Origin of the sequence: Mesorhizobium sp. B2-2-3, assembly GCF_006442405.1 — a bacterium.
Classification (GTDB): domain Bacteria; phylum Pseudomonadota; class Alphaproteobacteria; order Rhizobiales; family Rhizobiaceae; genus Mesorhizobium.
Genome location: NZ_VFWC01000004.1, coordinates 90,254 through 111,378, shown reverse-complemented (window position 1 = coordinate 111,378; position 21,125 = coordinate 90,254). Strand labels below are relative to the sequence as shown.

General features: G+C 65.8%; 19 protein-coding genes. 8 read left to right on the top strand and 11 right to left on the bottom strand.

The window, feature by feature from the left end; all coding sequences use genetic code 11:
• Positions 1-69: 69 nt before the first annotated feature.
• The 5 genes from FJ951_RS09140 (at position 70) to FJ951_RS09115 (ending at position 5,956) form a co-directional block, all read left to right on the top strand.
• Entirely contained in the window at positions 70-1,029 is a 960-nt protein-coding gene (locus FJ951_RS09140) for an ABC transporter permease (protein ID WP_140514609.1), read from the top strand.
• Positions 1,029-1,868 carry an ABC transporter permease gene (locus FJ951_RS09135; protein ID WP_140514607.1) on the top strand — a complete coding sequence of 280 codons (840 nt, stop codon included), beginning with the start codon at positions 1,029-1,031 and terminating at the stop codon, positions 1,866-1,868. Before FJ951_RS09140 ends, FJ951_RS09135 begins: the two co-directional genes overlap by 1 nt.
• Entirely contained in the window at positions 1,865-3,613 is a 1,749-nt protein-coding gene (locus FJ951_RS09130) for an ABC transporter ATP-binding protein (RefSeq protein ID WP_140514605.1), read from the top strand. Before FJ951_RS09135 ends, FJ951_RS09130 begins: the two co-directional genes overlap by 4 nt.
• Positions 3,614-3,839: 226 nt before the next feature.
• The gene (locus tag FJ951_RS09120) at positions 3,840-4,841 is read left to right on the top strand and encodes a serine hydrolase (RefSeq protein ID WP_140514602.1); all 1,002 of its coding nucleotides are present in this window, start codon (positions 3,840-3,842) and stop codon (positions 4,839-4,841) included.
• Positions 4,841-5,956, top strand: coding sequence for an anhydro-N-acetylmuramic acid kinase (locus tag FJ951_RS09115; RefSeq protein ID WP_140514600.1), 1,116 nt, complete (start codon positions 4,841-4,843; stop codon positions 5,954-5,956). The genes FJ951_RS09120 and FJ951_RS09115 overlap by 1 nt, the downstream gene beginning before the upstream one ends.
• Here the strand turns inward: FJ951_RS09115 and FJ951_RS09110 are convergent, their stop codons facing one another.
• From FJ951_RS09110 to FJ951_RS09100, 3 genes are all read right to left on the bottom strand, one after another.
• Entirely contained in the window at positions 5,957-6,385 is a 429-nt protein-coding gene (locus FJ951_RS09110; protein ID WP_140514598.1) for a GNAT family N-acetyltransferase, read from the bottom strand.
• Between the two features lie 65 nt (positions 6,386-6,450).
• Positions 6,451-7,842 carry a sigma-54 dependent transcriptional regulator gene (locus FJ951_RS09105; RefSeq protein WP_140514597.1) on the bottom strand — a complete coding sequence of 464 codons (1,392 nt, stop codon included), beginning with the start codon at positions 7,840-7,842 and terminating at the stop codon, positions 6,451-6,453.
• Positions 7,839-9,644: a sensor histidine kinase gene (locus FJ951_RS09100; RefSeq protein WP_140514595.1), complete on the bottom strand. Its 1,806-nt coding sequence runs from the start codon at positions 9,642-9,644 to the stop codon at positions 7,839-7,841. Before FJ951_RS09100 ends, FJ951_RS09105 begins: the two co-directional genes overlap by 4 nt.
• Positions 9,645-9,967: 323 nt before the next feature.
• Between FJ951_RS09100 and FJ951_RS09095 the strand changes: the two genes are divergently transcribed.
• Positions 9,968-11,296, top strand: coding sequence for a dicarboxylate/amino acid:cation symporter (locus FJ951_RS09095; protein ID WP_140497716.1), 1,329 nt, complete (start codon positions 9,968-9,970; stop codon positions 11,294-11,296).
• A gap of 114 nt (positions 11,297-11,410) precedes the next feature.
• Here FJ951_RS09095 and FJ951_RS09090 read toward each other — a convergent pair whose 3' ends face one another.
• Genes FJ951_RS09090 through FJ951_RS09065 form a run of 6 tightly spaced genes read right to left on the bottom strand, consistent with a single transcriptional unit; the run spans position 11,411 to position 16,690 of the window.
• The gene (locus FJ951_RS09090) at positions 11,411-12,421 is read right to left on the bottom strand and encodes an ROK family protein (RefSeq protein ID WP_140514594.1); all 1,011 of its coding nucleotides are present in this window, start codon (positions 12,419-12,421) and stop codon (positions 11,411-11,413) included.
• The gene (locus tag FJ951_RS09085; RefSeq protein WP_140514592.1) at positions 12,418-13,140 is read right to left on the bottom strand and encodes a ribulose-phosphate 3-epimerase; all 723 of its coding nucleotides are present in this window, start codon (positions 13,138-13,140) and stop codon (positions 12,418-12,420) included. Before FJ951_RS09085 ends, FJ951_RS09090 begins: the two co-directional genes overlap by 4 nt.
• Positions 13,137-13,970, bottom strand: a complete 834-nt coding sequence (locus FJ951_RS09080; RefSeq protein WP_140514591.1) for an alpha/beta hydrolase — start codon at positions 13,968-13,970, stop codon at positions 13,137-13,139. The genes FJ951_RS09085 and FJ951_RS09080 overlap by 4 nt, the downstream gene beginning before the upstream one ends.
• On the bottom strand, positions 13,967-14,788 hold the full coding sequence (locus FJ951_RS09075) for a sugar phosphate isomerase/epimerase (RefSeq protein WP_140514589.1): 822 nt from the start codon (positions 14,786-14,788) through the stop codon (positions 13,967-13,969). Before FJ951_RS09075 ends, FJ951_RS09080 begins: the two co-directional genes overlap by 4 nt.
• Positions 14,788-15,864, bottom strand: coding sequence for a Gfo/Idh/MocA family oxidoreductase (locus FJ951_RS09070; RefSeq protein WP_140497706.1), 1,077 nt, complete (start codon positions 15,862-15,864; stop codon positions 14,788-14,790). The genes FJ951_RS09075 and FJ951_RS09070 overlap by 1 nt, the downstream gene beginning before the upstream one ends.
• Positions 15,865-15,868: 4 nt before the next feature.
• Positions 15,869-16,690, bottom strand: coding sequence for a sugar phosphate isomerase/epimerase (locus FJ951_RS09065; protein WP_140514587.1), 822 nt, complete (start codon positions 16,688-16,690; stop codon positions 15,869-15,871).
• 178 nt (positions 16,691-16,868) lie between these two features.
• On the opposite strand from FJ951_RS09065, the gene FJ951_RS09060 reads away from it, so the two are divergent.
• Both FJ951_RS09060 and FJ951_RS09055 read left to right on the top strand, forming a co-directional pair.
• Positions 16,869-18,017: a Gfo/Idh/MocA family oxidoreductase gene (locus FJ951_RS09060; protein ID WP_140514586.1), complete on the top strand. Its 1,149-nt coding sequence runs from the start codon at positions 16,869-16,871 to the stop codon at positions 18,015-18,017.
• A 23-nt stretch (positions 18,018-18,040) separates the two neighbouring features.
• Positions 18,041-18,991, top strand: coding sequence for an alpha/beta hydrolase (locus tag FJ951_RS09055; protein WP_140514942.1), 951 nt, complete (start codon positions 18,041-18,043; stop codon positions 18,989-18,991).
• On the opposite strand, the gene FJ951_RS09050 is transcribed toward FJ951_RS09055, so the two are convergent.
• The gene (locus tag FJ951_RS09050; protein WP_140514584.1) at positions 18,979-20,013 is read right to left on the bottom strand and encodes a LacI family DNA-binding transcriptional regulator; all 1,035 of its coding nucleotides are present in this window, start codon (positions 20,011-20,013) and stop codon (positions 18,979-18,981) included. The genes FJ951_RS09055 and FJ951_RS09050 overlap by 13 nt on opposite strands.
• A 286-nt stretch (positions 20,014-20,299) precedes the next feature.
• On the bottom strand, positions 20,300-21,091 hold the full coding sequence (locus FJ951_RS09045; RefSeq protein WP_140514582.1) for an SIS domain-containing protein: 792 nt from the start codon (positions 21,089-21,091) through the stop codon (positions 20,300-20,302).
• Positions 21,092-21,125: the final 34 nt, after the last annotated feature.

Sequence of the window (21,125 nt, the reverse complement as noted above, 5' to 3'; positions counted from 1 at the left end):
AGCATGATGTCGTCCGAAAACCGTTTCACACTTTTCGGCATCATGCTCTAGACGAGAGGTCTTCTTCGCGTGAATTATCTGATGCGACGACTTGCGGCGTTTCCTCTCGTCCTGCTTGGCGTGTCGATCCTGGTCTTCGTGGCGATCCGGATGGTGCCGGGCGATTCGATCACCGCGATGCTGGGCACCGAAGCCGGCCTGCTGACGCCGGCACAGCGCGATGCGCTCGCCGCCTATTTCGGCATCGACCAGCCCTGGTTCGTCCAGTACTGGCGCTGGATCGGCGGCATCCTGCACGGCAATTTCGGCATCTCCGTCACCTATGGTAGGCCGGTATTGGACGTCATCCTCGAGCGCTTCCCGCTGACGCTGGAACTGGCCGTGCTGTCGATGATCATCGCACTCGCAGCCGGCATGCCGGCGGGCATCTACGCCGCCACGCATAGTGAGAAACTGTCCGACCTCGGTGTGCGCGTCGTCGCTATGATCGGCCAGTCGACGCCGAGCTTCGTGCTCGGCCTTTTGATCATCTACGCGCTGTCGGCCGGCTTCGGCGTGCTGCCGGCCATGGGCGAATTCACGCCGCTCTGGCAGGATCCCTTGCGTAATCTCAGCCAGCTGATCCTGCCTGCCATCACGCTCGGCTTCGCCTTCGCCGCCTCGGTCACCCGCATCTCGCGCTCGGCCATGCTCGACGTGTTGAGCGACGACTATGTGCGCACCGCCCGCAGCAAGGGCGCCTCGGCGCGCAGCGTCATCTGGCGACATGCGCTCCCCAACGCGCTGATCCCCGTGGTGACGCTGAGCGGCATCGAGTTCGGCTATCTCCTCGGCGGCGCGGTCATCGTCGAGCAGATCTATGCCCTGCCCGGCCTCGGCCGCATGGTGCTCGACGCCATCCTCCAGCGCGACTACGCGCTGGAGGATGGCAGCGTGCTGTTCATCGCCTTCAACTTCATGATCGTCAATCTCCTGGTCGACCTCGCCTATGTCGCGCTCGATCCGCGCATCCGGCTGGGCGAGCAGTGATGCGCATGCTGCGCGCCATCTTCAGGCACAGCAGCGGCCGTATCGGCGGCGTGATCGTCGGCGTCTATCTCCTGGTCGCCATCCTCGGCCTGTTGGGACTGACCCCGCACAATCCGATCACGCAATACCGGGTCGACCGGCTGCATGCGCCCAGTGCCGCCTACTCGATGGGCACCGACCTGTTCGGCCGCGACGTGGCGAGCCGGCTGATGGCGGGCGTCGGCCAGTCCTTCACAGTGGCCTTCTTTTCGGTCGCCTTCGCCGCGCTTGCCGGCACCGTGCTTGGGCTCGCCGCCGCTTGGCTCGGGCGTCGCTGGGACGGCGTGCTGATGCGGATCATGGATGTGCTGCTGGCTTTTCCTGCCATTCTTCTGGCGCTGCTGATCGTCACCGTTGCCGGACCGGGCACATGGACCAGCGTGGTCGCCATCGGCATCGTCTATACGCCGATCTTCACACGAGTGGTGCGCGGCCCTGCTTTGTCGCTCAAAGCGCGCGAATTCGTCGACGCCGCGCGCACCTTCGGCAGCAGCTCCAGCTACATCGTCACGCGGCACCTGCTGCTCAATCTGGTCGCGCCGCTGACCGTCCAGGTGACGCTGGCGCTCGCCTGGGCATTGCTGACCGAGGCCGGCCTGAGCTTCCTCGGTCTCGGCACGCAGCCGCCGGCCGCTTCGCTCGGCCTGATGCTGAGCGACAGCCGCAATCTGATGGAAACCGCCCCATGGCTGATGATCTTCCCCGGCCTGGCGATCATGATCAGCATTCTGGGCTTCAACCTCTTGGGCGACGCCTTGCGCGACATCCTCGATCCGAGGATGCGGAGAGCGCTCGCATGATCCCGCTTCTGTCGGTCCGCGACCTGAACGTCGGCTTCGGCCGCGACCCGAAAGCCAATGAGGTGGTGCGCGGCGTCAGCTTCGACCTCGCCGACGGCGAAACGCTGGCCATCGTCGGCGAAAGCGGCTCGGGCAAGTCCGTCACCGCACTGTCGATCAACCGTCTCATCGATTTCGGCGGCGGCCGCATCACCGGCGGCGCCATGACGCTGAAACGGGCCGACGGCAGTCTCTTCGACCTGACGACCGCGACCGAGCCGCAACTGACCGGGATTCGCGGCGCAGAGATCGGCATGATCTTCCAGGAGCCCATGACCTCGCTCAATCCTGTGCTGACGATCGGCACCCAGATCGAGGAATCGTTCCGGCTGCATCGCGGCCTGACCGGCCGGCAGGCCACGGCGGCGGCCAAGGACGCGCTCGACCGGGTGCGCATCCCCGATGCGGCAAGGCGGCTGAAATACACGCCCAACCAGCTGTCGGGCGGCATGCTGCAAAGGGTAATGATCGCCATTGCGCTCGCCTGCAATCCGCGCCTGCTGATCGCCGACGAACCGACCACGGCGCTCGATGTGACGGTACAGGCGCAGATCATGGCGCTGCTTGCGGAGCTCAAGCAGGAAAGCGGCATGTCGATGATCTTCATCACCCACGACATCGGCCTTGTCGCCGGGATCGCCGACACGGTGATGGTGATGCAGAACGGGCAGGCCGTGGAACAGGGCGAACTGAACCAGGTCCTCGACAGGCCGCAGCACGCCTACACACAGCATCTGTTGCAGGATGTGCCGCATTTCGCCCACGGCCGCGCGACACGCGCGGACGGACAGCGCGGCAAGAATACAAGGACCGACCCGGCCCTTGAGGTCAACGGCCTGGTGGTGCGGTTTCCGCTCAGGAGCAGTTTCTTCAGCCATGCCAGCGGCGCGGTGCACGCCGTCGACGGTGTCGACTTCGACCTGATGCCGGGAGAGACATTGGCCATTGTCGGCGAGAGCGGCTCGGGCAAATCAACCACCGCGAAAGCAGTCCTTGGGCTGGTGCGCTCGACGCGCGGCAGCTTCTCGGTCGGCGCCCGGACGGCCTCGGCAAAGCACGGCGCCAAGCCCGTGCAGATGGTTTTCCAGAATCCCTACGCTTCGCTCAACCCGCGGCTGAGCATCGAGAGCATCCTGGCGGAGCCGGTGATCGCCAATGGCGGCCGGGCGGACGCCGAAACGCGAGCCAGGATGGCGAGCCTGCTGGAGCGCGTCGGCCTGCCGCAGAACAGTTTGCAGCGCTATCCGCACGAATTCTCCGGAGGCCAGCGGCAAAGGCTGTGCATCGCCCGCGCGCTGATGCTCAACCCGTCGGTCGTCGTTCTGGATGAAGCGGTTTCCGCCCTCGATGTTTCAGTGCAGGCCAAGGTGCTGGAGCTGCTGGTCGACCTGCAGCGCGAGTTCGGGCTGGCCTATCTGTTCATCTCGCACGATATGGCTGTCGTCGAGCGGATCGCTCATCGCATCGCCGTCATCTATGCCGGCCAGATCGTCGAGATCGGAGACGCGGCCTCGGTGCTGTCGGCGCCGAAACATTCCTACACGAAGAAGCTCATATCAGCGGTTCCGGCCATCGACCGGCGGCATGAGCGTTTCGAGATCGACACACGCCAGGTGCCTTCCCTGGTGCGCCCGCAAGGGTTTGAGCCGGCGCCGGCGAGATGGGAGGAATTTGGGGTAGATCATATGGCGAGGGTGGAAGGGTGATGCATGGTGCCCTGGGCTCGGTTAGGTCGGCGGGACAGCACCCCCCTCTGTCCTGCCGGACATCTCCCCCGCAAGGGGGGAGATCGGATGTCGCCTCGGCCTTCGCCAATCTCCAATGGTGGAAGGCTGGCGGGACATCAACTCTGCCAATCTCCCCCCTTGCGGGGGAGATGCCCGGCAGGGCAGAGGGGGGTGTGACGGAACTCGGCCTTTCAGGACGCCAGCATTGAGCCCCCTCGCCCAGATCTTCGACCGCGCGTTCCAACCGCTCGCAGCAGCAGTGGCCGCCAAGCGCATCCCCGGTGGCGTGCTCGGCATCGTTGACAGGAATGGCGACCGCATCACCAGGGCGATCGGCTCAGCCCAACTCGTGCCTAAGCAGCGACCGATGCGTGAGGAGACCTGGTTCGACCTGGCATCCCTGACCAAGGTGATCTTCACCACGCCGCGCATTCTGGCGCTGGCTCAGGACGGTGCCATCGATCTCGACGCACCACTCGTCTCGGTGCTGCGGGACCTACGCCAGTACGACGCGAATGCCTGGGAGCGGAAGGTGACGTTTCGCCAGTGCCTCGGGCACCAGACGCCCTTCCCGGCCGTCGAACCGATCTATACCTATGGGCGCGACCCCGACTTGCTGCGCGCCTTCATCCTGCAACGGGAATGGCGGGCCCGCGATCCCGTTTATTCCGACATCAATTTCATCCTGCTCGGCTTTGCGCTCGAACGGCTGTCGGGGAAAAGCATCCGGGACATGGAGCCCGGCCCGGGCTTTGCGTGGTCCGCCGAGCCCGATCTAGCCGCTGCAACAGAAGACTGCACCTGGCGCCATCGGGTTCTGTCCGGCGAGGTGCACGACGACAATTGCGCGGCGCTGCAAGGCGCCGGCCATGCCGGCCTGTTCGGCACGGCGGCCTCGGTGCTCGATTTCGCCCAAGGGCTGCTGGACGGCGCATCCGAACGGTCGATCGCGCCGATGCGCACGCCCTTGTCCGCCACCCGCACCCATGGCTGGGAGCGTCCCTATGACGGCTGGTCCGGCGGCGCTTTGTGCGGCCCCGGAACGATAGGCCATACCGGCTTTACCGGCACGGGGCTGTGGATCGACTTCGACAGAGGCAAGGCCTGGACCTTGCTTACCAACCGGATCCATCCGACACGTCACTTCGACAGCGGAATCGTCGCGCTTCGCCAAGCGGTCGGCGATCTCATCAATGGAGTTCGATAATGGAATCCATCTGGGCCGTCGGCCTGATGACCGGCACCGTGCTGGACGGCAACATCGATGTCGCCCTGATCAAGACCGATGGCGAGCGCATCGACGATTTCGGCACCTACCGGCTGATGCCCTACCCCCCGTCGATCCGCTCGCTGCTGGAAGAGACGCTGAAGCAGGCGCGAGCCTGGAATTTTGCCGGACCGGAGCCGGCGATCTTCCGCGAGGCCGAGGAGGCGCTGACGCGCGCGCAATCGGCGGCGGTCAAGGAGCTCGTAGAAGGTTATGGGATGACGATGGCGGATATCGGCGTCGTCGGCTTCCACGGCCAGACCGTACTGCATCGCGCGCCGCAAATCGGCCGGCTCGGCCAGACCCGGCAGCTCGGCGACGGCGAATTGATGCATGCGATCCTCGGCACCAAGGTTGCCTACGATTTCCGCTCTGCCGACATGCGCGCCGGAGGACAGGGCGCACCGTTGGCGGCCGCCTATCACACCGCGCTGATGCGCAGCGCCGGCGCCAGCGGCGAGGTGGCCGTGCTGAACCTCGGCGGCGTCGCCAACATCACCTGGTGGGACGGCGGCGACAATGTCGTTGCCTTCGACACCGGCCCCGCCAACGCGCCGCTCAACGATTTCATCAAGTCGAAGGGGCTCGGCGAAATGGACCGCGACGGCGCGCTTGGCCGGGCGGGAACGGTCGACGAAGCCCGGCTCGCCAAGCTGCTGCAACACCCCTATTTGACCAAACCCTATCCGAAATCGCTGGACCGTTTCGACTTCGGCGCCACCATGGCGGATGGCCTGAGCGCCGAGGACGGCGCCGCGCTTTTGACCGCCTTCACCGCCGCCGCGGTCGGCAAGGCACTCGACCTTCTGCCGAGCCGGCCGAAAAGACTGGTGGTCAGCGGCGGCGGTCGCCACAACCCGACGATGATGGCAATGATCGCCAGCCGCGCCGGTATCGAGGTGGTGCAGGCCGAAAGCCTCGGCTGGAGCGGCGACGCGGTGGAGGCAGAATGTTTTGCCTTTTTGGCGGTGCGCGTGCTGCGCGGCCTGCCGATCAGTTTTCCCAGCACGACGGGCGCGCCGCAGCCGATGCGCGGCGGACGGCTGGCCGGTTGATCAGCCCGCCGACAGTTTTTTCTGCAGGAAGACGCGGCTGCGGCCGACGGGGAAATCGGCGAGTGTTCCGAAGGGCTGATAGCCCTGGCGCTGATAGACCCTGGCGGCGTTGGGGTTGAAGGTGTCGATCCAGGCGTTCTGGCAGCCACGCGCCATCGCCTCCTTCTCAGCCGCGTCCAGCATCGTGCCGGCCATGTGCCGGCCGCGCAGCCTTTCGTCGACCCACAGCCATTGCACGTAAAGCCAGCCCCAGGCGGTGTAGCCCGAAATGCCCGCGACAATCGCGCCGGCCTCATCACGCACGAACACCGCAAGGGCCTTCCTTTCGGAAGCGCCGACATCGCCGTCGTTGAACGCCATCAAACGCTCGCCGAGAAAGGCGAGCTCCTCGGGCAACGGGGTTGCCGTCGTTTCAAGTGTCGTGATCATGGCTCATCCGAAATGTGCAACGGGAGACGAACAGAGTTACGAAGGCCGGAGCGCCTGCGCAACGCCTATGTCCGTCCCCGAACAGCGTGCCGGTCCGGGTCGCCACCATTGCGGAATTCGGAGGCGGAAATGCCGTAGCGCTTGAGCTTGTCGTAGAAGGTCTTGCGCGGCACGCCGAGTGCGTCGATGGCCCCGCGCACGTCGCCGGCATGATCGCGCAAGGCTTCCCGGATGAGTTGCGCCTCGTAGCGGCCGACCCGTCCGGGCAGCGCCGCTGAGGGCTCCGGCAAGCGCGCGGACGTTGCCCTGGCCTCCTCGTCGGGCCCGAGGCCGAGCGCGACGCGGTCGGCAAAATGCGCGAGCTCGCGCACATTGCCCGGCCAGTCATGCGACTGGAGATGGTCGCTCACCGCGGCATTCACCGCCGCGACCGGGCGGCCGAAACGCTGCGAGGCCTTGCCCAGGAAATGCCCGAACAGCATCGGGATGTCGCCGCGCCGCTCGCGCAGCGGCGGGATGCGCAGCGTCACGACGTTGAGGCGGAAATAGAGATCCTCGCGGAAATCGCCGCGCTGGTCCGGCCGACCCAGATCGACCTTCGTTGCCGCGACGACCCGCAGATCGAGGCGGCGCGTTTCGTTGGAGCCGAGCGGGGTGAGGCTGCGCGTTTCCAGCACCCGCAGCAGCTTGACCTGTAGCGGCGGCGGCATGGATTCGATTTCGTCGAGGAACAGCGTGCCGCCGCTCGAATGCTCGATGCGACCGATTCGCCGCCGCTGCGCCCCGGTGAACGCGCCCGGCTCGTGGCCGAACAGCTCGCTCTCGATGACGGTCTCCGGCAGAGCGCCGCAATTCAGCGCCACGAAAGGCTTTGCGCGGCGCCGGCCCCATCGGTGCAGGAGATCCGCCACCACCTCCTTGCCGGTGCCGGTCTCCCCTTCCACCAGCACGTCGACATCCATGTCGGCGATCTGACGCAAGGTCTCGCGCAGGCGGCGGATGGCGGGCGCCTCGCCGATCAGCGGCAGGCCGTCGGCGGCCTGTGCGGCGGCCTCGTGCAGCCGCCGGTTCTCCATCACCAGCCGCCGCTTTTCGCTTGCCCGCTTCAGTGCCTCGACAAGGCGCTCGCCCGCATAGGGTTTCGGGATGAAATCGTAGACGCCGTCCTTGAGCGCCGCCACCGCGAGATCGACATCGCCATGCCCGGTGACCAGGATCACCGGTATGTCGATGTCGATCGCCCTGATGCGATCGAACAGCTGCAAGCCGTTCATGCCGGGCATGCGGATATCGCTGACAACCACGCCCTGGAAATCCCGGTCGACGGCGGCAAGCGCTGCCTCCGCGGCCTTGAACGCGATCACGCCGAAGCCGGCAAGCTCGAGCAATTGCGTGGTGGCGTGAAGCAGATCCGCGTCGTCTTCGACGAGCGCGACCAGCCCTGATCCCTCAGTCATTCAATTCGCCTCAGATCTATGGTGAAGGATGCGCCTTTCGTGCTGCCCGGATCGAGGCGCAGCGTGCCGCCCAGTTCCTGGGCGATCTCCTGCGAGATCACCAGACCGAGGCCAAGCCCCTTTTCCTTGGTGGTCTGGAACGGCATGAACAAATTGCCGGCCGCTTCCGGCCCGAGGCCAGGTCCATTGTCGCGCACCGAAACCAGCACCCTGTCGTCGCGCTCGGCAAGCTCGATCTCGATGCGCGGATCGGGCCGGTCCTTCAGGGCATCCAGCGCATTCTGCAAGAGATTGACCAGGATCTGCTCCAGCCGGATTCGGCTGGCCATGACCGTCGGCGAGGCGGTGCCGCGCGGCTTGACGACGGTCACGCCGGAATCGCGGATGCGGCCGGACAGGAGCGACAGCGCGCCGTCGATCGCTTCGCGCACGGGCAATGGCGAGGCGGCGACGCCTGGCCGCCGTGCGAAGGTGCGCAGCGTGCTGGTGATGGCGCCGATGCGCTCGGTCATCGACACGATCGATGTCAGGTTGCCCGAGACGGATTCGACTTTGTCGCCATGCAGGAAGCGGCCGGCATTCTCGGCGTAGGTGCGTATCGCCGCCACCGGCTGGTTGATCTCATGCGCGACGCCGGCGGCGATCTGGCCGAGGATGGAAAGCCGGTTGGCCTGGGCGAGGTCGTCGCGCAGTCGGCGGACCTTGGCCTCGGCGTTTTCGCGCTCGGCGATCTCGCCGGCAAGGGCGGTGTTGGAGCGGGTCAGTTCCGCCGTTCGCGTGCTTACCCTGCTCTCCAGTTCAGCATTCATGCGCGCCAGCGCTTCCTGCCTCACGCGGCGCGCACGGCGGCGCCTGAGAAGCACGTAGGCAAGTAAACCCGTGAACAGCAGCGCCAGCAGCGTGGTCAGGCGTGCCGTGTTGGCTGCCGACGTCAAAGCGGCATCGGCAGGCGTGAGCAGCCACAGACGCCAACCGGGAACGGCGCCGGGCAGGTCCTGCGCCACTTCGACGAACTGGCGCGATTTTCCGGCATTGTCGATTGTCGCCAGGCCGTCACCGGCACCGCGTCGTATCGGCAGCGGTTCGAAGCCGGTTTCGGCAAGTTGAAGCTGCGCGTGAGCTGTCGCGGCATCCGCGGCCGAGAGCGGCGCAAGCGCGTGGAACCGCCACTCGGGCCAACTGGTCGCCAGCACGACACCGCGCTCGTCGGTGACAAATACGACAAAGCCGCTGGAGCGCCAATTGGCTTCGACGCCGTCGAGTTCGACCTTCAGTACGGCGACGCCGAGCGGCGTCTTGCCGTCATCGACGCGGCTGGCGAGATAAAGTCCCGGCCTGCCGCTGATCGTGCCGAGGCCATACTGGCTGGCGGCGCCCTTGGTCATGGCGTCGGTGAAATAGTGGCGGAAATTGTAGTCGATGCCGACGAAGCTGCCCGGCTCGCCGGCGTTGCTGGCCGATATCGCGATGCCTGCCGTGTCGATGACATAGATGGCGGATGCCGAGGCGTCGGCGGCAATGGCGCGGAGCTTGTCGTCGAGCGCTGTCTCTTGCGTTTTGCCGGCCCGGCGCAACGCGTCGCGCACGGCATCGTCGCGTGCCAGCACCAAGGGAACGAGACGCTGCTTTTCGATTTCGCCGGTCAAGGTGCCCGCCGCCAGCGGCAAGGCTGCCAGTGCTCCGTCGCGGAGATCGCCGGCAGCCTGGTTGGCGGCAAGGCGCCCGGCAATCGCGACCGCTCCCGCCAGCATTGCCAGGCCGATCAGGAGAATGAGCCAGCGGCCGTCACGCAGCCTGGCCATCGCTTCACGCAGCAGGTCGCGGCCGGCGAATTCCGGGGATGCGCTATCGATGTCTGCCTGCGGCGTCTGCCCTCTCCACCGTTCGCTGTTCAGCAGCCACTGTAATGCGAAACTCCGCCCAGGCAAACAAGGGTGAGTGCGGAAATCCGCACAGGCCTCCATTGAAACGGGGACAAAACCGCCGGAAATCCAGGGTTCCGGCCTTTTCTCGATCTGGCACGGCGCTTGCAAAACTCTCGACAGCGGCGAGCGACCGGAGCGCCGCGATGGGAGAAGTCTTGCGGGGCGGCGCGTGCCGTTCCCTCCGGCCAGGGAGATAGCAGATGCACATGGCAGACCAATCACGCGCGCCCGCCGCGCAGCGCAAGCCGCTTTACGCCCAACTCTACGTGCAGGTGCTGGTGGCGATCACCGTCGGTATCCTGCTCGGCCATTTCTATCCGTCGCTCGGCGAGAGCATGAAGCCGCTTGGCGACGCCTTCATCAAGCTGGTCAAGATGATCATCGCCCCGGTTATCTTCCTGACGGTCGCCACCGGCATCGCCGGCATGAGCGACCTGCAGAAGGTAGGCCGCGTCGCCGGCAAGGCGATGCTCTACTTCCTCACCTTCTCGACACTGGCGCTCATCATCGGCCTGATCGTGGCCAATGTCGTGCAGCCCGGGGCCGGCTTCAACATCGACCCGGCGACGCTCGACGCCGCGACCGTCAACAGCTACGCCGCCAAGGCGCACGACCAGTCGGTCACCGGCTTCCTGATGAACATCATCCCGACGACCATCGTCGGCGCCTTCGCCGACGGCGACATATTGCAGGTGCTGTTCTTTTCGGTGCTGTTCGGCATCGCGCTGGCCCTGGTCGGCGACAAGGGCGCGCCGGTGCTCAATTTCCTGCAGGCGCTGATGGCGCCGATGTTCAAGCTGGTCAGCGTGCTGATGAAGGCAGCCCCGATCGGCGCCTTCGGTGCCATGGCCTTCACCATCGGCAAATACGGCATCGGCTCGGTCATCAACCTCGCCATGCTGGTCGGCACCTTCTACATGACCGCTTTTCTGTTCGTGTTCATCGTGCTGGGCGCCGTCTGCCGCTACAACGGCTTCTCCATCCTGTCGCTGATCCGCTACATCAAGGAGGAGCTGCTTCTGGTGCTGGGCACCTCGTCTTCGGAAGCGGCACTGCCCTCGCTGATGGAGAAAATGGAGAAGGCCGGCGCGAAGCGCTCGGTGGTCGGGCTGGTCATCCCGACCGGCTATTCCTTCAACCTCGACGGCACCAACATCTACATGACGCTGGCCGCGCTGTTCATCGCGCAGGCGACGAACATCCACCTCTCCTTCGGCGACCAGATCCTGCTGCTCCTGGTGGCGATGCTTTCCTCCAAGGGGGCGGCCGGCATCACCGGCGCCGGCTTCATCACCCTTGCCGCCACGCTTTCGGTGGTGCCGGCCGTGCCTGTCGCCGGCATGGCGCTGATCCTCGGCGTCGATCGCTTCATGTCGGAATGCCGGGCGCTGACCAACTTCGTCGGCAATGCGGTGGCGACGCTGGTGGTGGCGCGCTGGGAAGGCGAGCTCGACGAGGCCAAACTGGCCAGGGCGCTGGCGGGAACGGCCGACGACAGCCTGCCGGCGGACATCGTTCCAGCCGAGTAATCGCAGCGGCCGCATAGCGATAGCAAATGGCCGGAGGCATCGCTGCCTCCGGCCATTTTTCGTGTGTTCATCGTGTGAGGCGGCAGGACTTGCGCACGCCGCGCAGCCCGGCCATCAGTGTCCCTCCCCATGTCCGGGATATCTGTTCGGCCCTTCGACAGGCACGCGGGCCGTGCCGTCGTCGAACAGGACAAGGCTTGCCGCGCCGACCAGCCCGGCGTGGCGGCCGAGCTGGGCCTGAACCACCGGCACGTCGCGATAGGCGCGCATGGCGCGCTGGCGGATGGTCGCCTCTATTGCCGGAGCCATCAGATCGAGGCCATTGGCGATGCCGCCGCCGACGACCAGCACGTCGGGCGAATAGAGATGCAGGAGGTTGGTGAAGCCGACGCCGAGCCAGCGCGCTTCCTCCTCGAGCAAGGCCAGGGCGAGATCGTCCTGCAGCCGCGCCGCATCGACGACATGGCGGCCCGTCACCTCGCCGTTGGCCGAGAGGCGGCGCAGCGTCGAGCCGTCGAAGGCCGACGTCGCGGCATTGGCGCGGCGGCCGAGCGCGGTGCCCGAAGCGATGGCCTCAAAACAGCCGACGACACCGCACATGCAGCGCTCGCCTTCATTGGTGATGGTCATATGGCCGATCTCGGCGGCAAGGCCGCGGCGGCCGTGCAGGATGCGCCCGTCGACGACGACGCCGCCGCCAATGCCGGTCGAGACGGTGACGAAGACAAGCGAACGGGCACCGTGGCCGGCGCCGAAGCGCCACTCGCCAAGTGCCGCGGCATTGGCGTCGTTCTCCAGCCGCACCGGCAAGCCGAGCCGCCGCTCGAGGATGTCGGCCAGCGGCACGTCCAGCCAGCCGGCGAGCGTCGGCGGCCCGACCGCGATGCCGGCCAGCGGATCGAGCGGTCCCGGCGCACCGACGCCGACACCGAGGATGGTAAGCGCCGGTGCCTCGGCATGGATGGTCGCGGCGAGAGCCTCGATCTGGCCGATCACCACTTCGGGACCGGCCTGCGCCTGTGTCGGCACCGCCGCGAATGCCAGTATCTTGCCATCACGGTCGACCAGGGCGGCACGAAGCTCGGTGCCGCCCAGATCGATCGCGAGAGCGGCCTCGTTGCTCATGCCGCGACTTTCAGCCCGTGCAGCCAGCCGATGCGGCCGGCCAGATCCTTGTCACCGAAGGCGAGCGAACCAAGAACCACGGTCTCGGCACCCGCGGCACGCAGCAGCGGCACGGTCTCATGGCGGATGCCGCCGTCGGCGGCAAGAACCACGTCCGCCTCGCGTCCGGTCTTGCGCAGGATGGCGCGGGCCTCAACCAACCTGTCGCAGGCTTTCTCCGAAAGGCCTTGCCCCTTGACGCCGATCGCGGTTCCCAGAAGCGTGACGAACGCGACTTCGGACACGAAGGGCCTCACCGCTTCGACCGGCGTTTCCAGCCGCAGCACGACGCCGGCTTCGGCGCCAAGTTCGCGCGCCAGCCGCACGGCGCGCAATCCTGCTTCGCCATTCTCGGCATGGGCGCTGATCATGTCGGCGCCGGCCTCGATGAATTGGCGCGTCTGTTCCTCGACGATTGTCCCGTCGACCATCAGATGGACATGGATGGGCTTGGCCGTCAGTTTGGCAATACGGGCGACCAGATCGGGGAAGAACAGGAAGGACGGCGCGAAGTGGCCGTCAGCGACATCGATGTGGTGAAGGTCGACATAGGGTTCGATGCGCTTCAAGTCGCTCTCGAAATTGGCGAGATCGGCCGACCAGAGCGAGAACTCGGCGATCAGACGATCGCGCGGCAATGCGGCGATGGCGGCCGGGCCTGAAAGGGGTTTCGAGATCATGACTGGTCCTGGTTGTTGAAATTTCTATCGAGAAAGCCGCCGATCGCGGCACGGATTTCGGCGAAGTGGCGATCCTTGTCGCTGGCCTTCGGTGTCACCTCGGTGAAGATCGCGTTGAGGATTGTCTTCGCCAGTTCGCGCGCGGTCGCCAAGGGATGGACGAGATCGACGCCGCTGCCGATGACCAGTGTGGGGATTGAGAGGGCAGAGGCTGCGGCCCGCGAAACGCCGGGCCCATCGCCGGCGATTGCCCGCATCATTTCGGCGAAGTCCGCTGCATTGTCGCGTTCGAAGAAACCGAGCAACGACGCCAGATTGTCGGGTGCCTCGGCGCGGAACCGGGCGGCCGTGGCCGAAGCGGCAAAGACGGCGCGCGCCTCGTTCGGCGGGCGGTTTCGGATGAGCTCGGCCACTTCCGCATAGGGACGCATGTTTTCAGGTGCCGCGTCGAAGGCCCAGGCCGGACGGACCAGCACCAGGCCGGTGACGCGCTCGGGATGCCGGACGGCCAGGCGCAGCGCGATCGCCGCACCCATCGAGATGCCGCCGGCGACGAAGCGTTCGATGCCGGCCGCATCGGCGGCGGCCAGCACGTCGTCGGCGAACATGGCGATCGAAAGGGGGCGCTTGTGGCCGGCACCGGAGCCGCCTTGCGCCCGGCATTCGACGGTGAGCCGGCGTCGCGACGGGCTGTCGGGAAAATTCTGCGCCACCTGGGCGGCGTCACCGCCGAGACCGTGCTGGAAGACGACGGAAAGCCTGCCTTGCTCCGTGTCGAAGACACGAAGCGCAGCATCGTCGCGAAGCATCATTGTCGGCGCGACGCTCATCGGAGCAGCCCGCGCAGAAACGCGGCGACGGCGGGAGCTTCGTCGGCCGACAATCCGTGCGTGACGAGCGGGCCATCGAATTTCACAGCGTTCAGCCGCGCGACGAAATCCGGAAAATCGACTATGCCCTCCCCTGTTGTGGCGAAGCGGCTGTCGCTATGCCTGTCCTTGGCATGCGCCATGGCTATATGGGCGGCGGCCTCGTCGATCGCCGCCGCGACGATGGCGCGCGCCTCGCCCGGCGTCGCATGCTCGAACAGGTTCGCCGGATCGAGCACGATCTTCAGATGCTTCGAGCCCATGTCGGCGATCAAGCGGGTGGCATCCTTCGCCGAGTTGACGATGTTGGCCTGTTCGGGCTCGATGCCGAGATCGACGCCTGCGCCTTCGGCCAGCGCCAGCGCCTTTTCCATCTCAGTGGCCATGTCGGACCAGGCGGCCGGTGTGGCGTTGTCGGGATGATAGGCCCATTGGTCGGCTGCATTGCGCGAGCCGGTGCAGAGCGTGACCAGCGGAACGTCGAGGGCGGCGGCTGTATCGATGACGACGGCAAGGCGGCGAAGACCATCATCGCGCACCGCCTTGTCTGGATGCGCCATGTTGTAGGTGCCCGACAGGGCGGCGAGCGATACGCCTGTTGATCGGGCGGCGGCGCGAATGGCCGAAATGGCTGCGTCCGGCACCGCATCGGGCATCGACGGCAGGCCGGCGCAAGCGAGATTGAATTGCGTCGTCTCATAGCCCGCCTGCCGCACTGCTTCCAGCACAACAGCCGGCTCGGTGCCCGCAAAGGTCTTGGCGAAGACGCCGAGACGCATCAGACCGCACCCGAGACGGAAGCGAGCTCGATCCGCTCGCTGGTCTCGACAGAGCGGGCAATGGCGACCATGGCGCGGATCGAGGCAATGCCGTCCTCGACATTGGCGCCGCGCATCGGCGCGCCGTTCAGCACCGTGTCGGCGAGACCTTCCAGTTGGCGGCGGAAGAAATGGCCGTCGGCGCCGAGCGGTTTTCGCGAGGTCGCGTCCTTCTCATGGAAGATATCGACCTCGCTGGCGCGGAAGTACCAGGGATTGAACGTCTTGGCGATGACGGAGCCGTTCTCGCCATAGAGCTGGAAACCCTCGTGCCAGTCCATGCGTACGGCGACGGTGAGATCGAGATGGCCGAGCGCGCCGCTGGCGAACTCGGTCTCGACGAACCAGCAATAGGCGCCGAAGCGTTCGTTGAGACGGGCGCGTACGGCCGTGATCTCGCCGCAGAGGAAGCGGGCCGTATCGACGAGATGCGAGCCGTGCGCCAGCATGAAATACTGCCGGAGATCCGCCTTCGGATTGCCGGACGGTTTCTTCGCCAGCTTGCTGGTGACAGGCAGCGGCTGCACCGCATCCGTGTTGGTGTAGCGGTGGGTGGAATCGCAATACCAGGCCTTCAGCGCCAGCACCTCGCCCATTTCGTCGCGGACGAAGTCGCGCGCCGCCTCCAGCGCCGGATCGAAGCGTTTCATGTGGCCGACCTGCAGGATCCTGCCGGAGCGTTTCACCGCCGCTGCCAGCGCCTCGCCTTCCTCGACCGAAGTTCCGATCGGCTTTTCGCACAGCACATGCTTGCCGGCGTCGAGCGCCTTGATCGACATCGGCACGTGATAGGCGTCCGAGGTGGCGACGATGACCGCTTCCAGCTCCGGATCGGCGAGCATCTCGTCATAGTCGGCATACATCTTCCGCGGCTCATAGCTGACGCCCATGCGGGCGAGCAGGTCGGGTGCGGCGTCGCAGATGGCGTAGAGGTCGGCATTGCCTGCCTTGACGCAGGATTCCAGATGCGCGAACTGCGCGATGGGGCCGCAGCCGAGCACGCCGACCCTGAGGCGCCTGTCCTGTTTCCTGATCATCGTCTCAGGCTCCGTAGCCGCGCATCGTCTGGCGGTTGGTCTTGACCGCGCCGGCAGGATCGGCGGCGGCCGTGTCGGATTCTTCCTCAAGCACCAGCCAGCCGTTGAAGCGCGGCGCCCTACCGACGATCTCGATCACTTCACGGGTGTCGCAGACGCCTTTACCCAGCATCGCCCAATCGCCCTTGGCGTCGACGTCCTTCAGATGGATGTAGCGGATGCGGTCGCGGTAGGTGGTAAGCGTATCGGCCATGTCCTTGTGGCCGCGCAATATGTGGCCGGTATCGGGCACCCAGCCGACCAGGTCGGGTTCGAGCAAGGCAAAGATCGCGTCGTAGTCGGCGCGGTCGAACAGCAGCGTGTTGTGGTGCGAACTCGGATGCACTGCGACCTGGACGCCGGCCTTGCGCCCGAGCTCGCCGGCCCTGTTGTAGACCTCCGCGGCGATAGCGAATTTGTCGTCGCGCGAGCCGTTGGAGACGACGGTCGCCGAGCCCATCGAGACAAGCGCACCTGGGAACGCGGCAGCGAAATCGATCCAGCGCCTCGCGGTTTCGAGATCGGCGCCGATCTCGTCCTTCAGCGTGAAGCCGCTTTTCGAACCGAAGGCGAAGGAGACCAGCGTCAGGCCGGATGCTCCAAGCGCCGCGGCGAACTCCGTCGGCTTGCCTGCATAGCGGCCGATCATGGTGTCGGTGATTTCGATGCCGGCATAGCCGCCATCGGCGATCGCCTTCAGGAGATCGTCGGGGCCGCCGGTCCAGGCCTTGCCGAGCATTTCCCAGGTGAAGGTCTGGCAGCCGACCTTGAGCTTCGTCTTCGTCATGTTGTTCATTCCTTGACGCTGCCCTGGGTTTCCTTGGCGCCCCTGGGTTTCGCATGGTCTATAAAAATTTTACGCGCGTCAATATTCAAAATGTTGTATAGCGGCTTGCGGGGAGTGATCCGTTGCCGGCGCAATGGATCCGGCAGAGCGTGGCCGCATCGGAGGAATGACACAGAAAATGCACGGACGATCGAAGACGAAGCTTGGGATCGGCGTCGTCGGATGCGGCAACATCTCGATGACCTACCTGCGCAATGCCGCCCTCTTCGGCAGCATCGAGCTGCGCGCCTGCGCCGACATCTCGGCCGACATGGCGGCGCTGCGGGCGAAGGAATATGGCATCCGCGCGCTCGGCGTCGACGCCATGCTGGCCGATCCCGAGATCGATCTCGTCCTCAACCTGACCATCCCGGCTGCGCATTTCGACGTTTCGCTTTCGGCGCTTTCGGCGGGCAAGCATGTGTTTACCGAAAAGCCGCTGGCGACCTCGGCCAGCGACGGGCGCCGCCTGGTGTCGGAGGCGGCCAAGCGAGGGCTGCTGCTCGGCTCGGCCCCCGATACTTTCCTCGGCGCCGCCGGGCGGCGGGCGCGCCGCCTGATGGATGAAGGCGCCATCGGCCGCGCCGTGACCGGCACAGCCTTCATGATGGGCCGCGGCATGGAGCACTGGCACCCCAACCCACAATTCTACTACCAGCCGGGCGGCGGCCCGGTGTTCGACATGGGCCCCTACTATCTGACCATGCTGGTCAATTTGCTCGGTCCCGTCCAACGCGTCATGGCAATGGCGACGCGGGGCCAGCAGGAGCGGCTGATATCAGCCGAGGGACCGTTCAAGAACACGACCTTCAAGGTCGGCACGCCGACCAACGTGCTGTCGCTGCTCGAATTCCGGTCAGGCGCGACAGTCACCTTCGGCGCCTCATGGGACGTCTTCAAGCACTCCAACCATCCGATCGAACTGCACGGCACGGAGGGCTCGCTGCGCCTGCCCGACCCCGACACGTTCGGCGGCACCGTGTCCTTGTCCGAGCGCGGCGCGGAGTGGAAGGATTTCCCCAGCGAGGGCGAACTCTACGGCGCCCGCAACTGGCCCTATGCCGCGCCCGACCGCGCCAACTATCGCATGCTCGGCGTCGCCGACCTCGTGCGTTCGCTCGCGACAGGTGCCACGCCCCGCGCGTCCGGCACTCTGGCGCTGCATGTGCTGGAGATCATGGAGGCGATCCTGCACTCCGGCGAAACGAAAAACCCGGTCGCCATTGCTGGCGATGTCGTCCAGCCGGCCCTACTCTCGGAGGACGAGGCGCGCGACCTGCTCGCCTAGATGCAATCATGACGGAGATTGCGATGACGCTCGATCCTGATGCTCTGCGTGCCCTGGAAATCGGCCGCGCGGCCGGCGGTGCGCCGTTCGAGAACGGCAGCGTGGCGGCGGCGCGGGCCGCCTACAACGCTTCGTTCCCGGCGCAGCAGGGCGAACATGAGCCGGTCGCGGCGACGTCGCAGCGGCAGATCGACGGACCGAACGGCCCGGTTCCGATCCGCATCCATCGCGGCATCGGCGCACCGCGAACCGGCGCGCGCGCCGTGCTCTATCTGCATGGCGGCGGCTGGGTCATCGGCAATCTCGATTCGCATGACGAGATCTGCCGCTGGCTGGCCAATCTGGCCAATGCCCTCGTCGTCTGCCCCGATTATCGACTGGCACCAGAGCACAAATTCCCCGCCGGGCTCGAAGACTGCGCGGCAGCGCTCCGCTTCATGGCGCAAGACGCCGGGGAGCTCGGCATCGATCCTGCCCGTATCGCCGTTGCCGGCGACAGCGCCGGCGGCAATCTTGCCGCCGTGCTGGCACTGCTCGCCCGCGATGGGCAAGCACCGCCGCTTGCTGCCCAGATCCTGATCTATCCCAACACCGATGCCCGCCAGACGGCGGACAGCTACCGCCGTTTCGGCAACGGGTTTGGACTGACCGCCGCCACCATGGCCTGGTTCCGCGACCACTATGTGCGCACCCCGGACGACATCAAGGACTGGCGCGTTTCGACGCTGCTGGCACCGAGCCTTGCAGGCGCGGCGCCGGCGTTTGTCGTGACCGCCGGTCACGATATCCTGGCCGACGAAGGGACCGCCTATGGCGAACGCCTGCTCGCTGAAGGGGTGCCGCTGGTCCTGCGGCACTGGCCGGGCCAGATCCACGGCTTCGTCTCGATGGGCCGCTATATTCTCGCCGCGCGGCAAGCGATGAGCGAGGCCGCCGCCTGGCTCCAATTGCAGACGCGCGCTCAGGCCGACTGACGCATCACCAGGGTCGCGCCGAGCTTGACGTTTCGCACGAGGTCATGCGCGGGCGGGCGGGCCTCGTCGAGCAAGGCCAGCAGGATCTCGACGCTGCGGCCGGCCATTGCGGCGAAGTCCTGCGCCATGGTGGTGAGCGGCGGACAGGTGTAGCGGCTCAACGGGTGGTCGTCATGGGCGGCGACACGGAAATCGCAATCGGGCTTGCGGCCGATCTTCAGCCCGCGCGTGAAGGCGGCCGACATGATGCCGAAGGCGAGACGGTCATTGGCGCACAGAATGGTGCGGCCAGGCAGGCCTCCCTTCTCGAGCGTCCTTTCCATCCATTCATGGCCGATCCGCTCGAAGTCCCAGGTGTAGTCACGCGCCGCGTTGATGACGACAGGCTCAAGGCCGGCGGCCCGCATCGTCTCGATATAGCTTTGCAGTCGCTCGCCCGAATTGTGGTTGACGTGCGGGATGTCGACATACACCGGCGGCTCGCCGGACCGGCAGAGATAATCGACCATGATCGACGTGCTCTGGTGGTTGTCGTTGCCGACGAAGGGCGTGTCACCCTCGATATAGGTGTCGAAATAGACGATCGGGATGTCTTTGCCCATCCGTTCGAAGACGCCCGGCTCGGAGACCGATCCCAGCGGGGCCACGATGGCGCCGGCCACCTTCAGCGAGGTGAGCGTCTTGACCGATTCCGACTCAAGCCTGGGCGAACCGTGCGAGGAGATGACGATCGGCCAAAAACCCTCGTCGCGGCAGCGCAGTTCAATGCGGCTGACCATCTCGGCATAGAACGGATCGGTGATCGCCGGCACGACGATGCCGACATTGCGGGTGCGCTTGCGGTTGAGATTGCGGGCGAAGAGGTTCGGCTGATAATCCGAGGAGCGAAGCGCGGCCTCGATGCGGGCGCGCGTCGCCGGCTTGACGCTTGCCGGATCATCGAAATATTTCGACAGGGTCGGCCGTGACACGCCGCACGCCCGGGCGAAGTCATCCATCGTGCGGTGCGTCTTTTCCGCCATCGATATTCAGGGTCCCTTGCCCTCGCCGCCCCGGCCGACACCAGTCACGCGGCCGTTGCCTGGAAGCAGCAATGCTCGACCGAACTTGTCCAGTCAAGTTTTAACGGTTCCCAATGGATCGCAGAGTCATTACGCGCGTCAAATTATTTATTGACGCTTTCAAAGCGGCACTGGAGCTTCAGAAGGAAGCCAAGGGGATAGGCCCGGTCTTGCATCGACGATGATAAGCTCGCATTGGGCGCATCCATGGGCGGGAGGCGTCCGCGACGCCTCCCGCCCCCGAACATCATTCGCCCCGCATCGTCGCCTGGAAGGCCGGCAGGTGCTTTTTCTGCGCTTCCAGCATGCGTTCGCGGTAGACGCCGTAGATGACATCGGTGTCGTGCAGGGTCACGCCCGCGATCGTCGGCGAGGCGAAGACCGGCAGTTCGATGCCGCGCTTGGCGAGCTGCTCGGCGGTACGCGCGACCAGCTCATGCGCCAGGATCATGGCGAGCACGGTCGACGAGCCCGACACCGGACGGCTCCAGCCCTCGACCGGCACGATCGCATCCTCGATCGGCGAGCAGGTGTCGATGACGAGATCGGCCGCGTCGGCCAGTCGCTTGCCGGAGGAGTGCGTCGCGGGCTTGTCGAGATTGTTCTTGCTGGTGACCGCAACGACGAAGATGCCGCGCTTCCTGGCATAGAGCGCCGTATCGATGCCGGAAGAGTTGCGGCCGCTGTGGCCGAAGATGATGATGGAGTCACCCTTGTTGAGCGGCTGATGATCCAGGAATTTTTCGGCGTATTTCTCGGTGCGCTCCAGCCACAGCAGCTCACGCACGCCGCCGGCGCCGAGCACATTGTGCCACATCACGCGCGGGTCCGTCAGCGGGTTGAAACCGACATAGCTGCCGTAACGCGGAAACACTTCCTGCACCGGCAGCACCGAATGGCCTGAACCGTAGAGATGGATCAGACCGCCGCCTTCAAGCGAGTCGGCAAAGCGGCTGGCTGCCTGGGCAAAGGCCGCTTCATTGGTTTTCGCTGCCTGGTCGATGAGGGCGGCGAGACGGTGAATGTAGAGGTCGGACACGTGGGTACTCCTGTTAAGTGTCTGCTTGGGTGAT